Here is a 13,429-nt window from a genome sequence, read left to right on the forward strand (position 1 = left end):
GGAATCACATACGTGTGGAAAAAACTGATCAATAGCCGGTTTGCGCCGGCTTATGTGCCAATTCTCATATTGATTGTCTGGCAACTGCTCGGACAGTTCGAGTGGATCTCATCTCGCACCATGCCAACACCGCTCAAGGTAGCTGAAGCCGCATATAAGCTGACGATATCGGGGGACTTGTTCCGATATATATGGAGCAGTTCGCAACGAGCTTTTATAGGCTTTGTCATCGGTGGAGGCATCGGCTTTCTGCTAGGACTGTTGAATGGCATGTCGCAGACAGCGAATCGTCTGCTCGACAGCACTGTCCAGATGATCCGCAATGTTCCTCATTTGGCGCTTATTCCGCTTGTTATTTTATGGTTCGGCATCGGTGAGACGTCCAAAATTTTTCTAGTTATTTTAGGTGTGTTCTTTCCCATCTATCTGAATACTGTGCACGGTATCCGCTCAGTCGATTCGGGGTTAATTGAGATGGGCCGGGTATACGGCCTGCGCAGGAGCGCATTGTATCGTCACGTGATATTGCCGGGAGCCGTATCGTCTATTCTGGTTGGCGTTCGGTACGCACTGGGATTCATGTGGCTGACGCTGATCGTCGCTGAGACGATCTCTGCCAATTCCGGCATTGGCTATATGGCGATGAATGCAAGAGAATTTATGAGGCTGGATGTCGTCGTACTTGCAATCATATTGTATGCGATACTCGGGAAGCTGTCGGATACGGCTGCGAAGCTGCTGGAGCAAGCTTTGCTGAGCTGGCATCCCACCTATGTGCGGCAGAAGTCAGTCAAGCGGAGGGGGACGCAATGATGGTGAACACCAAATCTGGCGCAAGATTAATCGTGGACCATGTATCCAAGCACTTTGGCGAGACGCCAGTGCTGCAGGATGTCACACTGGATATTCCTGCAGGGCAATTCGTCGCTATTGTAGGACGCAGCGGCTGCGGGAAGAGTACTCTTCTTCGGCTGATTGCCGGTCTGGAAGAAGCTACGAATGGCAGTATGAATCTAGCAGGTTCTCTGATCGCGGGTATTCGTGAGGAAACCCGTATGCTCTTTCAGGATGCGAGACTGCTTCCATGGAAGAGCTGCGTCGACAATGTAAGTGTGGTGATGAAGTCAGGTACGAGAGAGCAGGCACTGGATTCGCTTAGGCAAGTCGGTCTGGCAGATAAAGCGGAGGAATGGCCCAGCGTATTGTCAGGAGGCCAGCGGCAACGTGTAGCGCTAGCCAGGGCGCTGACAGGCACACCGTCGCTGCTTCTGCTGGACGAGCCGCTTGGGGCGCTTGACGCGCTTACGAGACTGGATATGCAGGGGTTGATCGAGGATATATGGAAGGAAAGGTTATTCACCGCCATACTTGTCACGCATGACGTCAGCGAGGCGGTGGCGCTTGCTGACCGCGTTATTTTGATCGAGAACGGGAGTATTGCTCTTGATATTCATATCACACTGGATCGCCCGCGTGAGCGGGACAATGATTTTGTTTACTTCGAACGGCTTATACTGGACCGTCTGTTGGAGCGGAATTCCGGGGAGCGGAAGCATGCGAGAGACGTTGTATACTCTATATAACCAATAAGGAGCATCATTCCCAAAGGGGGAGGATGCTCCTTGTGGATGACTAGGCAATAGAAAACATGAGGCCGAAATAGGCGAATCCAGCCATGAGCAGTCCCATCAGGAAGGCTATGCTCGGGCGATTCAGCCGGTACGACCAGACGACGCCAACCGCCATCAGCACTGCTGCGGCGAACATGAGCACGCTCTCCATATGCAGTGTGAACGTAAGCTGAATATCCGGGCTGAATGCCCCTTTGTAAAGCCAGGTGAACAGTGGCGAAGGAGATACCGATTGCAGCGTATCCTTGAGGTTATGCGGCGGCGCCTGTTGGCCCATGAAGGCCGTAGCGCCCAGCACCAGCATCGCAACGACACTTTCAGCACGCAGCCACTTGACCGGCTGGAACCCGCTGTCCTTCGCTGCCACAGATTTATACAGAAATCCGTTTGTATAGGCGAATAGCAGAAGCGGCAGGATGAGCAAATGCTTGATCAGCAGCGCCTGCCCATAAGGGATCATCCAGGAACTCACATATTGCGGCGTTGTAAAGCTCATTAGCGTAAAACCGGCCAGCAGCGTAACGACTACGCATAGAATTGCAACTGGCGAGAACCATTTCAGAAATGCGGACCAATAGTCTTTATCCTTGGAGAACCAGCTGACAACGAACAGAATGCCGATCCAGACGCTGAACGCCAGAAAATGCAACGTATGTACAAACAAGCCCTTAAAGGAGCTAAGGGACGAAGCGTGGCTGGCATACCCAAGCCAGATGACAAGCAAGGCGGTGACAAATAGGGCGACCTTGGGCATATGCTTATCGTTTCGGAAGGCTTTCATACTGAGCAGCAGAGCCAGTCCCAGCGAACCGACCGTGGACCATATCCATGCTTTGCCCGATTTGATATCCATCAGAATGCTTTTCAGCATCTCGCCATACGATAAGTCGAATTGAGAGGCATATTGGCTGGCAAGCTGATGAATCGGTGCGAAGGACAGGACTGGAATGGCAAGCGCGCAAGCCAGCAATAGCCCGTCCGGGACATGAACGGAAGGACGCTTGCTCTCCGGCACAAGCCGAAGCACAAGCGTTCCCATTAGAATAGCAAAGCTAATATAGAGAAGTCCTTCACTTACATAAATCATGAGGATTTTTTCCGCATCAATACGACAAAAATGACTACAGCTATAATGACGATAGCAATCATGACCAGCACAGGCGGCGATGCCAGCACTTCAGCGAAGTCATCATGCGAGTCGTTGTCCGTCGGCGTCGGTGTTGAAGTTGGCGTAGCGGACGGTTGCTCGCTTGGCTGCTCGCTAGGTTCGTTCGATGGCTCTTCGGATGGCGTAGGCGACGGCGTCGCCAGTACAGGCGTATCTACTGTAAAAGCATATTCGCCTTCAACCGCATGGCTGTCCGCTCCGATAATCGTCCATTTCACCGTGTACTTGCCATTGTCCAGCGCGGCGGGGACGGTGCCGGTCATCGTGTCTCCACTTACTTCGGCTTTGCCGGTATCGAGTTGTTCCCCGGCTTCGTTGAACAGCTTGAATGTGCTTAGCTTCTCAATTTTGGTGTCAAACTTCATCTCAATACGCTCTGGAGATACATCTACCGTGGCGTCAACTCCAGGCAATGCGGTATGCAGCGTGGAGTGCGCCAGTGCCGCGGAGGGCAGGAGCCAGATGAGGGCCATAAGGATGAGCAATGCTCGTTTCATAAGGGATCAATCCTCCGTTCTTTGTTTGCGAGTGGCAGCGCTTCAGCATGGCAATCGCTCCTTGCATTATACCATCTTTACCATACGTAATGCTTCAAGGTCGTGATCAATTCGTTGCAGACTTATGAACGTTTATTGAATGAATTGATTTGAAAAAAATAACAACTTTACCCCGATAAAGCGCGTATATGATTCATAGTGGAAAATGGGAAGAGGGGTGCGGTTGTGAAAAATAAGATGAAGTACGCATGGCTCGTCGGACTAGCGGTTTTATGGCTAGCGGGTTGTACGAATAGCGCAAACGATGCCGAGATTAGAGTGAAATCCGAATCGAAGACGATTGATTTTATTGCTGAAAAGGGAGGTGGAGACGGTGTACTCAGCATAGTGGATGGCCGTCTGTTTCAGGAATGGGTAAGTGATCAAGAGGAGATTCCCTATCTCAAGCTTGGGGCTGCGATAACGATTCAGCTAAACAAAAACATATCGGGCAGCTACGAGCTCAAGGATGTTTTATTAAAGGAAGATGGTGCGCTCAAGTATATAACCCAGCCATTCATTGAGCAGAGCCATGATACTGTTATTGATTTCGACAAAGGAGTTGGCAGCTTTATATTGACTGAAAATGCCTATGCCTATTTGAGTTCCCAGAGCAAAGATTATGAACCAGGTGCAACCATTAGAGGATTTCAGCTTTATTTGCATGATAAGGATGAGACGATCGCATTTGTCATTCGAACAGATGCGTCAAGTCAGTCAGAAGCATAATCACGTATAAAGGCGCATATCGACTAAGCTCTCCCGAATACATATGACTACTACGCGCAAGAATTAGGCTGATACATGTATGGGCAAAAAAGGAGGTGTGCCCGTCGCCGGGCACTGCGCTGCGGTTGACGGGGAGAGGTTGGGAGAGCCTTTGCCGATTGGTTTGTCGTTAGTGATTGTGATGCTTCTGGTTGGTTTGAACGGTTTTCTGGTTGCGGCACAGCATGCCATGTCCAAAGCGAGAATGAACCGGATGGAGCGCTTGACGGCGGGGAAAGATGACCGCGCGGGGCGGGCGAGGCGAATGCTGGAGCGAAGCGGGTATGTGACGGCTTGCCAGCTCGGCATTACCGGAGCTTCAATCGGTATCGGTTGGCTCGGAGCCAACCTGGCTGCCGCACGTGTAGCTCCGTGGTTATCCCATGTTGCAGGTGTAGGTCCATCCATCGCGGTATGGCTTTCCGTTGCCGCTGTATTTCTTCCGCTTGTACTGCTGCATGTGACAATAGGAGCGCTAGTCCCCAGAGCGGCGGCGCATCGCAGGGCGGAGCTTGCCGCGATACGGGCAGCAAGACCGCTTCATCTCCTCTTTCTCTCCATCTGGCCTCTCGTATGGCTGGCCCATCATGCGACATCCCTCTTGCTGAAAATGGCTGGAATCGCGTCTGCACATGAGAAGGAATCCGCACATACAGAGGAGGATCTGCGCAACCTGCTCAAGGAAAGTCACCGCAGCGGCTATATTGACCAGACCGAGCTAACCCTTGTGGATAACATATTTGAATTCACAGAGACGACTGCACGTGAAATTATGATTCCGCGGACAGAGATGATCTGCTTGCATGCGGGCCTATCACTGCAGGCGAACACATCGATTGCCGTCCAATACATGCGAACCAGGTATCCCGTCTGTGAGACGGACAAGGACGATATCATCGGATTTGTGCACATGAAGGATCTGTTCAACTTAACGGCGGGAACGGTCGAATCGATCACAGATGTAATCAGATCCGTCACGTCCGTACCGGATTCCATCCCGATCAGCGTGCTCTTGAAGCTGATGCAAAGGAACAAAACTCAGTTGGTCATATTAATTGACGAATATGGGGGCACATCAGGGCTAGTTACCCTAGAGGACATTATGGAGGAGATCGTAGGCGATATCCGAGACGAGTTCGACTCCGATCAAGCGGCGATCGTCAGGCAAGAGGACGGCTCTTGTCTGGTCAGCGGTTTAATACTCATCGAAGAGATGAACAGCTTCTTCGGCATGAGTCTGGAGACGGATGATTACGATACGATTGGAGGGTGGTTGTACGCGCAGCTGTCTTTTCCGCCGGCAAAAGGACACTCCTTAGATTATGATGGAAGGTTCCAGCTTATTATCGAAGAGATGCAGCATCTGCGCATCTCGCGCATTCGCGTCGTCGATAGGGGTGTGGACGTACAGCATAATATGAAAGAAGGACTCAACGGGAGTATATACTACTCCGATTGAGTCCTTTTTATTGATTTATTGCACCGTCTCTGCCTGTATCTTGTGAACGACGTCGATTGTGCCGCCGCCGAGGCATACCTCACCGTCATAGAAGACGACGGCTTGTCCCGGGGTTACGGCTTTCTGAGGCTGATCGAACGTGACAAGCGCAGTTCCGTCTTCGCGCATCGTGACCGTTACGCCTTGATCCGGCTGACGGTAACGGAATTTCGCTTTGCAAGCGAATGACTCCTTCTTGTCAGGCGCTGCAATCCAGTTGATGCCCGTTGCGATCAGGCTCTCCGAGTACAGACTTGGATGAGTCTCGCCTTGTACGACATACAGCACATTGTCCTGCAAGCTTTTGTCGGCTACGAACCAAGGCTCGCCAGAGCCGCTGCCGGAGCCGCCGATGCCCAGCCCCTGGCGCTGGCCCAGCGTATAATACATGAGGCCGTCATGACGGCCTTTCTTCTCGCCGGTACGGATATCGATCATATTGCCCGGTTTGGCGGGCAGATAGCCGCTCAGAAATTCCTTGAAATTGCGCTCGCCGATAAAGCAGACGCCCGTGCTGTCCTTCTTCTTGGCGGTATGCAGTCCGGCTTCTTCCGCGATCCGGCGAACTTCCGGCTTCGGCAGATGGCCGATCGGGAACATCGCTTTTGCGAGCTGGTCTTGATTGAGCGCGCTCAGGAAGTAGGTTTGGTCCTTGCCAGCATCCACGCCGCGCAGCAGCTTCGTTACGCCGTCCCCGGTCCGCTCGACTCTGGCATAATGCCCGGTCGCCAGATAGTCGGCATTCAGCTCAAGCGCTTTGTTCAAGAAATCGCCGAACTTGATTTCCCTGTTGCACATCACATCGGGGTTCGGCGTGCGGCCCCGCTTATATTCATCGAGGAAATAGGTAAATACTTTATCATGATACTGTCGTTCAAAGTTTACCGTATAATAAGGAATGCCGATCCCATCGCAGACGCGACGGACATCCTCGGAGTCCTCTTCCGCGGTGCAATGTCCGAATTCATCGGTATCATCCCAGTTTTTCATGAATATGCCGATTACGTCATAACCCTGCTGCTTGAGCAGAAGCGCGGTGACGGAGGAATCGACGCCGCCGGACATTCCGACGACAACTCTCGTTTCGGCGTTAGACTTGCTCATATATGCCACCACCTTGTCTCTTGAAACTTTCATTATTGTATCATATGCTAAAAAAGTTTTCATGAAGAAGTGGGGCTTTTTTGACACGAGGGGTAGGCAATATGTTACCATATAAAGATAATAGGAATACAGTGATTAAAGAGAGGTGCTACCTTGAAGATATCAACTAAAGGACGTTACGGTCTTACCATTATGATGGAACTCGCGGCAAAGTTCGGAGAAGGTCCAACTTCGCTAAAGAGCATTGCCGAGCGCAACTCGCTATCGGAGCATTATTTGGAGCAGTTGGTCGCTCCGCTGCGTAATGCAGGACTGGTGAAAAGTATTAGAGGCGCATACGGCGGATATATCCTGTCCAAGGACCCTGCGCATATTACATCCGGAGACATCATTCGCATTTTGGAAGGTCCCATCTCACCGGTAGATTTTACGGAAGAGGATGATCCGGCGAAACGCCATCTGTGGTTGCGTATCCGCGACAGCATTGCTGAAGTGCTGGATTCTACGACGCTGGAAAACTTAATCGCTTTCAAGGAAGAGGAAGCGAAGGATAGCTATATGTTCTACATTTAATGGAAATGAAAAGCAAGAATCGACAATTATAGCGGCTGACGAGGTTCTGTTCTTTCCTTTGTCTCCACTGCCAAGCCTACCCTTACTAATGTACAGGGTAGGCTTGTTTTGATGTTTTGTTTTTAAGATTGAGTCCGGTGATGAAGTACCACGATTTTGAGGGAATGGGAGCCATACCGTGGAATCTCTTTATCTTTGCGTTCTTGTGTTGCAGGTCTCTCATATGGATTGCTCAAATCTTATTATTTTGGATATAGTAAACCATCATAAATAAGCTAGGATAGATTCATAACTTAAAATTCACGTGTATACTTAGCAGAAGAAAGGAAGCCACTCCCTATGAGACCCATGATTCATGCACAAAGAAACTGCGAGGATCAGGAAAAAATCGATTTTTTCTTGACGAAAACCCGTACTGGATTATTAGGCTTGGCAGACGGGCCTCAACCCTATGTCGTGCCGTTGAATTACGTCTGGTGGAACAAATGTATTTATTTTCATGGGCTTAGCAGCGGCAGAAAGATATCCGTTATTCAGCAAAATAATAAGGTTTGTTTTACCGTATTCGAAGAGTTTGGAACCATAACTGATCCCGTCCCAGCTAAAACAGATACGGCCTACATGAGCGTCATGTTATTCGGAATCGTGGAAAGGGTCGATCAACTGGAGGATTCGACAGATGTTCTTCAACATTTTTTGAACAAGTATGTCCCCGGTTATTATGACCGTCCATTATCAAAAGTTCATGTCGAGAAATACCGTTCCTCACTTGATAATCAAGCCGTAGCTGTATATCGCCTGCGGCCACACACCATAACAGCGAAAGAAAACCCAGTTAACGAGCAAACCATGTTTCTGGAAAGCTCGGTATCCAATTGCCCGGCTCACTAAATTTCAGAGGCACCATCTATCATCTACACGAGATCCTTGGAGGGGTCAGCCCATGCTAACCTTTAACCGTGACGACGACCGTCCCATTTGGCAGCAATTGCTGGATCAAGCTATCCATAACATGACTACCGGCAAGTGGCCGCCAGGCGAGTTACTGCTCCCTTCTCGCGAGCTTGCCCAACTGGTGGGTGTGTCACGTTCGACGATCCAGATCGTATATGAGGAGCTATATAGCCGAGGATATACAATTACTTCGCGCCGAGGCGGTACAAGAGTTAGTAATTGGATGTACCGTCCTCATTCCTCCGAGTCCGCAGCTCTTCAGGGGCGGTTTCAACCCGAATTGCCTGCGTTGAATGCAACTGCAAGCCACTTGCAGAACTGGCTCCGCGGCAAAGAGCATACCCATGTTGACATCGACTTCAACCCTCATGAGCCTTATTTGGACGACCAATTCCATAAACAATGGCGGCAATCTTATGTACAAGCCTCGTCCACACCTGACTTGACTCAATGGTCGTATGGCAACGCCTACGGCTATGAGCCGTTACGCGAACAGATACAACGTTACTTGTCGCTTGCGCGTGGCGTCCATGTACAGATCGACCAAATTGTCTTAACTTCAGGTGCCCAGCACAGTCTCGATCTGATCGCCCAAGCTCTCTTGCAAGAAGGAGATACGGTTTCAGTGGAAGATCCCGGCTTTCCTGCTGCCTGGATGGCAATGAATTATCGGCGCATGCAGGTAGATCCCGTAACTGTCGATGAGCATGGTCTGCAGGTAGATCGTATGAATCCCAAGTCCAAGCTTGTTTTTGTTACCCCTGCGCATCAATGTGCGACGGGTGTCATATTGTCGGAGCCGCGCAGGCAGCAATTGCTTCATCAGGCCGCCCAACGGCCATTCTGGATTATTGAGGATGATTATGACAGCGAATTCCGCTACCGTGGCGACCCGCTTCCAACCTTATTCAGTCAGTTGCCGCAAAACACGCTGTACATGATGAGTTTTTCGAAGCTGGTTGCTCCCGGTGTTCGACTTTCGGCAATTGTTGGTCCCAAAGAGGCGATTCGCCAAATTGTCCAAGTACAGGAGCTGGTGTATCGGCATCTTCCGATTATGGAGCAAGTTACACTTGCTCATTTTATCGAGCACGGCCATTTTATTCGCCACATGCGCAGAGTCCGCAATGTATACCGACGCCGGCATGAAGCGATGACGAAAGCAATCGCCGCAACCGATCTGGGTCAACGCTTCACGCTAAGCGGAGTAGAGACGGGACTGCACATGCTGCTTGAAGCCGATGTATCCTTCGACGAAGAAGCGGTTACGAATCAAGCTATTAAGCATGGGGTTCGGGTTTATCCGCTTAGCATGTATTGTCTGGAAAGCAATCGAAAGGGATGGGTGCTGGGCTTTGCCAAAGTAGATGAGGCCGCCATTGAAGAAGGCATTTATCGTCTCTCGGAGATGCTCTCGTAAGTCAAACTTGCCTTATTACGATTTCTGGCCAGCCTGGTAAGAACCATTTGGATTCTATGACTCTCCCCGGAATTGCCCATGTATGAATGCGTGGGTGATCAAACCTGCTATCCATCCTCAACATGCTCCGTCAAGGAGCTCTTTCTATTACAAGCCACCTTTTTTGTTGAATCATGTTGATGAAATGTTTCTGAAGAAGCAAATATCGATAGTGCGACTATGTAATTCGTACGATATAAGAGCCTTGACGAATGTGTTATACTTTTCTAGATAAAGCTGTATGTGAAATGAAATTTTACGAGGTTTGAAAGGCTCGTCCCGTGAGGCCGACTTTTTGAGCATCTACTATAAGGGTGACGGTTGATGAGTACATACTTTTTTGATCATGCCGCTACAACGCCCATGCATCCCGATGTCTTGAAGACGATGATCGAGTTGATGCAAGGTCCAGGCGGCAACGCATCGAGCATTCACGCGTACGGACGAGCAGCGAAGGGAGAGCTCAGTCGTGCGCGTGATCTGATTTCAGCGGCGATTGGCTGCAAGCCTGGAGAGCTGATGTTCACCTCAGGCGGTACGGAAAGCGACAATTTGGCGTTAATCGGTGCGGCGAAGGCGCAGCGCAAGCGCGGCCGAAATCATATTATTACGTCTGCGGCTGAGCATCATGCCGTTCTCCATACCTGTGAGTGGCTGGCGCGGGAAGAAGGCTTCGAGCTGACAGTGCTGCCTGTTGACCAGCAAGGGCGCAATCATGCGGAGCAAGTGAAGGAAGCCATGCGTCCTGACACTGCGCTTGTAAGCATTATGCACGGCAATAACGAGGTCGGCACGCTGCAACCGATCGAAGCGATCGGTGAAGTTGTGCATTCGGGCGGAGCTTTGTTCCATGTCGATGCAGTGCAGGCTTTCGGCACAACAGATTATCGGTTGTCAGAACTTCCTGTAGACTTCATGAGCTTCTCCGCTCATAAAATCAATGGCCCGCAAGGCGTAGGCGCATTGTATGCAGCTGCAGGAGCGCCGTTCGAGCCGTTGCAACAGGGCGGTTCCCAGGAGCGAAAACGTCGTGCAGGCACCGAAAATATACCTGGAATAGCCGGATTCGCAAGGGCTGTTGACATTTGTGTGAACGAAATGAAAAATAAGCAACCTTTTTTGGACAAGCTTCGTAAAGTATGGGTAGAGCTGATGATAGGGGAATTGTCAAGCGATGAAGTAATCGTGAATGGCGATCCGGAGAACAGCTTGCCTCATATCGTTAATATTAGTTTTATCGACGCACATACGGAGTCGATGCTAATGAATCTCGATATGGCCGGTATTATGGCAGCAAGCGGCTCGGCTTGCACATCAGGTTCGCTGGAGAAGTCTCATGTACTTCGAGCCATGGGTATTTCGCCAGAAAGATTGGATACGGCAGTAAGATTTAGCTTTGGCTTGGGGAATACTTTGGAGGAACTTCAGCAAGCCGCTCCTATCGTCGCCGGTATCGTGAGGCGGATTCGGAGCTAGGCTAGGGGAGGCTTCCGGCCAAAGTGATCAAACTTCAACAGCTTATTGGGCTTCCGGTCATCGTCATCCATTCCGGCAAGCAAGTGGGCACCGTAAAGGACTGCTGGTTCGATGAGAACTGGAAGCTGAACGGACTCATTTTGGAATTTGCCAAATGGTTCGCGACGAAGGTGCGAATTGTGGCATGGAATGATGTGCTCACATGCGGAGAGGATGTTGTCATCATCGCAAGCGAAGAGGCAGTAACTGCGATGAAGCCCGGGAAAGTGAGCCGCGCGTTTTACAGCGGCGTAGTGAAATTAAAGGAAATGCCGGTCGTGACCGTGCACGGCGACCAACTTGGTTTGTTGTCGGATGTTTATTTTTACCCTTTGCAGGGTACACAGATAGTAGGCTATGAGCTTACTGACGGTTTTGTTTCGGATCTGATGGAAGGGCGTAAGTGGCTAAAAGCGCCGAGCGATCCGGATATGGTGTTGCTCGGGGAAGACGCGATTATCGTTCCTGCTGTCAGTGAAGCGGAATTGGAGCCTGTCGCAGCTTCCAATTTCAGAGGATAGGGAGAAATGTTTATGATGAATATGCTGAGATGTCCGAATTGCAATTCGAAAGATATCGGCAAGATTGGTTCCCATCAATTTTATTGCTGGGGCTGCTTTATTGAATTGACAGTGAACGGTGAGAAGATGTCCGTCTATCAAGTAGAAGAAGACGGTACGCTAAGCTCGCTCGACGATTTGTTTTTCGAAGACGATATCGCTTCACAAGAAATTCACGTCAACTAATACGATTGTTTATATTGACATAACGAACCGAAGACGGCCGGCTGGCCGTCTTTTTTTGTAATCCAAGGATGATCGGCTTAACTTGTACATATACTGAACAAGATAGGAGATCCTTTGCTTGCAAGCTGATGTATAGTTGCGCGCATGGATGTTCGGGGGTGCAAGAGGTGGAGCGATTCACAAAAAACCGGTTGTTCGTAGGGCTAATCTATTTGATTCTGAGCTTGGTGGCCATCTATTTTTTATTGCAGCTTAAGCCGCTCGTTGTCTCCATCTATGATTTTTTGAAAGCCGTACTGGGGCCGTTTATTATTGCTATGATTATTTCCTATGTCCTGAATCCGATTGTCACACTGCTGCATGAGCGGAAGGTGCCGCGTACGATCGCAGTGCTGTTGATCTATGCCGTTTTTTGCGCAGTTGTTACGGTCCTGCTCGTCAATATCATCCCGATGTTCGTCAATCAGATTCAGGAGTTAAATCACCATATTCCCGAGCTGTCCATGCGGGCGCAAAGCCTGGTGACGGACATTAACAATACATCCTTCCTGCCCGAGAGCTTCCGGGATGGCGTCAACAAGGCGCTGGTTAGCATTGAGAAGCGGGTATCGGAATCGCTGCTGCATTTTATCAACAATATCGGAAATATGCTCAATGCCGTGTTCATCGCCTTTATTATCCCGTTTCTCGCCTTCTATATTTTGAAGGATTTCGACGTCTTCGAACGAACCGTTATTACTTATGTGCCGAAATCTCATCGTAAAAATACGGTCCGTCTGATGAAGGATATCGACCATGCGCTTGGCAGCTACATTCGCGGTCAATTTCTGGTCTGTCTCATAGTCGGCCTATTGGCCTACACGGGCTATTTGCTCATCGGAATGCCCTACGCGCTTCTGCTGGCGAGTATTGTGGCGATTACGAATGTCATCCCTTATATGGGACCATTCTTCGGCGCGGCGCCTGCTTTGCTGATGGCATCGACCGTTTCTCTGAAGATGATGATTCTTGTAGCTATCGTGAATACGGCTTGTCAAATTCTCGAAGGCAACGTCATTTCTCCTCAGGTGGTGGGAAGGACGCTGCATCTTCATCCGCTTCTTATCATTTTCGCCTTGTTGGTTGGAGGGGAGATTGCGGGTATTGTAGGCATGATTTTAGCGGTTCCGATTTTCGCGGCATGCAAGGTCATTGTTCAGCATATGTTCGCCTACTATGTGCGACGAAAGATTATTTGACAGCCTCAAGGGGCAAAGTTATAATTTGTCCTATATATTGAAACACGTTGATGAAATGAAGTAAGTCATTGCCCGCAATCCAGAGAGAATGCTTCTTCGCTTTAGTTCTACCAGGACGAGCGTCGGTTGAGAGAGCGTTTTGCGAAGAATGGCCGAAAGCTAATTTCAGAGTGTGAACGAACTTCACCGGTTGGACCCGTTATCGTCCTCTAAGGAGATTGCGCAAGCTGCGCGATAAC

14 protein-coding genes are annotated in these 13,429 nt (G+C 50.0%); 11 read left to right on the forward strand and 3 right to left on the reverse strand.

The genetic code is table 11. The features are described from left to right. Positions 1-24: 24 nt before the first annotated feature. Together ssuC and DX130_RS02555 are read left to right on the forward strand one after the other, a co-directional pair. On the forward strand, positions 25-813 hold the full coding sequence (gene ssuC / locus DX130_RS02550; protein ID WP_420818509.1) for an aliphatic sulfonate ABC transporter permease SsuC: 789 nt from the start codon (positions 25-27) through the stop codon (positions 811-813). Next, positions 813-1,583, forward strand: coding sequence for an ATP-binding cassette domain-containing protein (locus DX130_RS02555; protein WP_116042584.1), 771 nt, complete (start codon positions 813-815; stop codon positions 1,581-1,583). The genes ssuC and DX130_RS02555 overlap by 1 nt, the downstream gene beginning before the upstream one ends. 49 nt (positions 1,584-1,632) lie before the next feature. Here DX130_RS02555 and DX130_RS02560 read toward each other — a convergent pair whose 3' ends face one another. Continuing rightward, positions 1,633-2,718, reverse strand: a complete 1,086-nt coding sequence (locus DX130_RS02560) for a copper resistance D family protein (protein ID WP_116042586.1) — start codon at positions 2,716-2,718, stop codon at positions 1,633-1,635. Next, positions 2,715-3,296 carry a copper resistance CopC family protein gene (locus tag DX130_RS02565; RefSeq protein ID WP_116042588.1) on the reverse strand — a complete coding sequence of 194 codons (582 nt, stop codon included), beginning with the start codon at positions 3,294-3,296 and terminating at the stop codon, positions 2,715-2,717. The genes DX130_RS02560 and DX130_RS02565 overlap by 4 nt, the downstream gene beginning before the upstream one ends. Positions 3,297-3,521: 225 nt before the next feature. On the opposite strand from DX130_RS02565, the gene DX130_RS02570 reads away from it, so the two are divergent. Continuing rightward, positions 3,522-4,064: a hypothetical protein gene (locus tag DX130_RS02570; RefSeq protein WP_116042589.1), complete on the forward strand. Its 543-nt coding sequence runs from the start codon at positions 3,522-3,524 to the stop codon at positions 4,062-4,064. Between the two features lie 79 nt (positions 4,065-4,143). Then, positions 4,144-5,562, forward strand: a complete 1,419-nt coding sequence (locus DX130_RS02575) for a hemolysin family protein (protein ID WP_116042591.1) — start codon at positions 4,144-4,146, stop codon at positions 5,560-5,562. Between the two features lie 15 nt (positions 5,563-5,577). On the opposite strand, the gene mnmA is transcribed toward DX130_RS02575, so the two are convergent. Then, a complete protein-coding gene (mnmA, locus tag DX130_RS02580; RefSeq protein ID WP_116045675.1) occupies positions 5,578-6,738 on the reverse strand; it encodes a tRNA 2-thiouridine(34) synthase MnmA in 1,161 nt (386 codons plus the stop codon). A 120-nt stretch (positions 6,739-6,858) separates the two neighbouring features. Here mnmA and cymR point away from each other — a divergent pair, with 120 nt between their 5' ends. The 7 genes from cymR (at position 6,859) to DX130_RS02615 (ending at position 13,190) form a co-directional block, all read left to right on the forward strand. After that, positions 6,859-7,278 (forward strand): cysteine metabolism transcriptional regulator CymR, encoded by a 420-nt coding sequence (cymR, locus tag DX130_RS02585; protein ID WP_116042593.1) that lies wholly within the window; start codon positions 6,859-6,861, stop codon positions 7,276-7,278. A 339-nt stretch (positions 7,279-7,617) separates the two neighbouring features. Next, positions 7,618-8,169, forward strand: coding sequence for a pyridoxamine 5'-phosphate oxidase family protein (locus DX130_RS02590; protein WP_116042595.1), 552 nt, complete (start codon positions 7,618-7,620; stop codon positions 8,167-8,169). 52 nt (positions 8,170-8,221) lie between these two features. Continuing rightward, complete coding sequence (pdxR, locus tag DX130_RS02595; protein WP_116042597.1) at positions 8,222-9,652, forward strand: MocR-like pyridoxine biosynthesis transcription factor PdxR; 1,431 nt, start codon at positions 8,222-8,224, stop codon at positions 9,650-9,652. 363 nt (positions 9,653-10,015) lie between these two features. Then, entirely contained in the window at positions 10,016-11,167 is a 1,152-nt protein-coding gene (locus DX130_RS02600; protein ID WP_116042599.1) for a cysteine desulfurase family protein, read from the forward strand. 23 nt (positions 11,168-11,190) lie between these two features. Continuing rightward, the gene (locus DX130_RS02605; RefSeq protein ID WP_116042601.1) at positions 11,191-11,727 is read left to right on the forward strand and encodes a PRC-barrel domain-containing protein; all 537 of its coding nucleotides are present in this window, start codon (positions 11,191-11,193) and stop codon (positions 11,725-11,727) included. A 21-nt stretch (positions 11,728-11,748) separates the two neighbouring features. Beyond that, positions 11,749-11,952 (forward strand): hypothetical protein, encoded by a 204-nt coding sequence (locus tag DX130_RS02610; protein WP_116045676.1) that lies wholly within the window; start codon positions 11,749-11,751, stop codon positions 11,950-11,952. Positions 11,953-12,119: 167 nt separating this feature from the next. Further along, a complete protein-coding gene (locus DX130_RS02615) occupies positions 12,120-13,190 on the forward strand; it encodes an AI-2E family transporter (RefSeq protein ID WP_116045678.1) in 1,071 nt (356 codons plus the stop codon). Positions 13,191-13,429 lie beyond the last annotated feature (239 nt).

It is taken from the genome of Paenibacillus paeoniae (assembly GCF_003388735.1).
GTDB lineage: Bacteria > Bacillota > Bacilli > Paenibacillales > Paenibacillaceae > Pristimantibacillus > Pristimantibacillus paeoniae.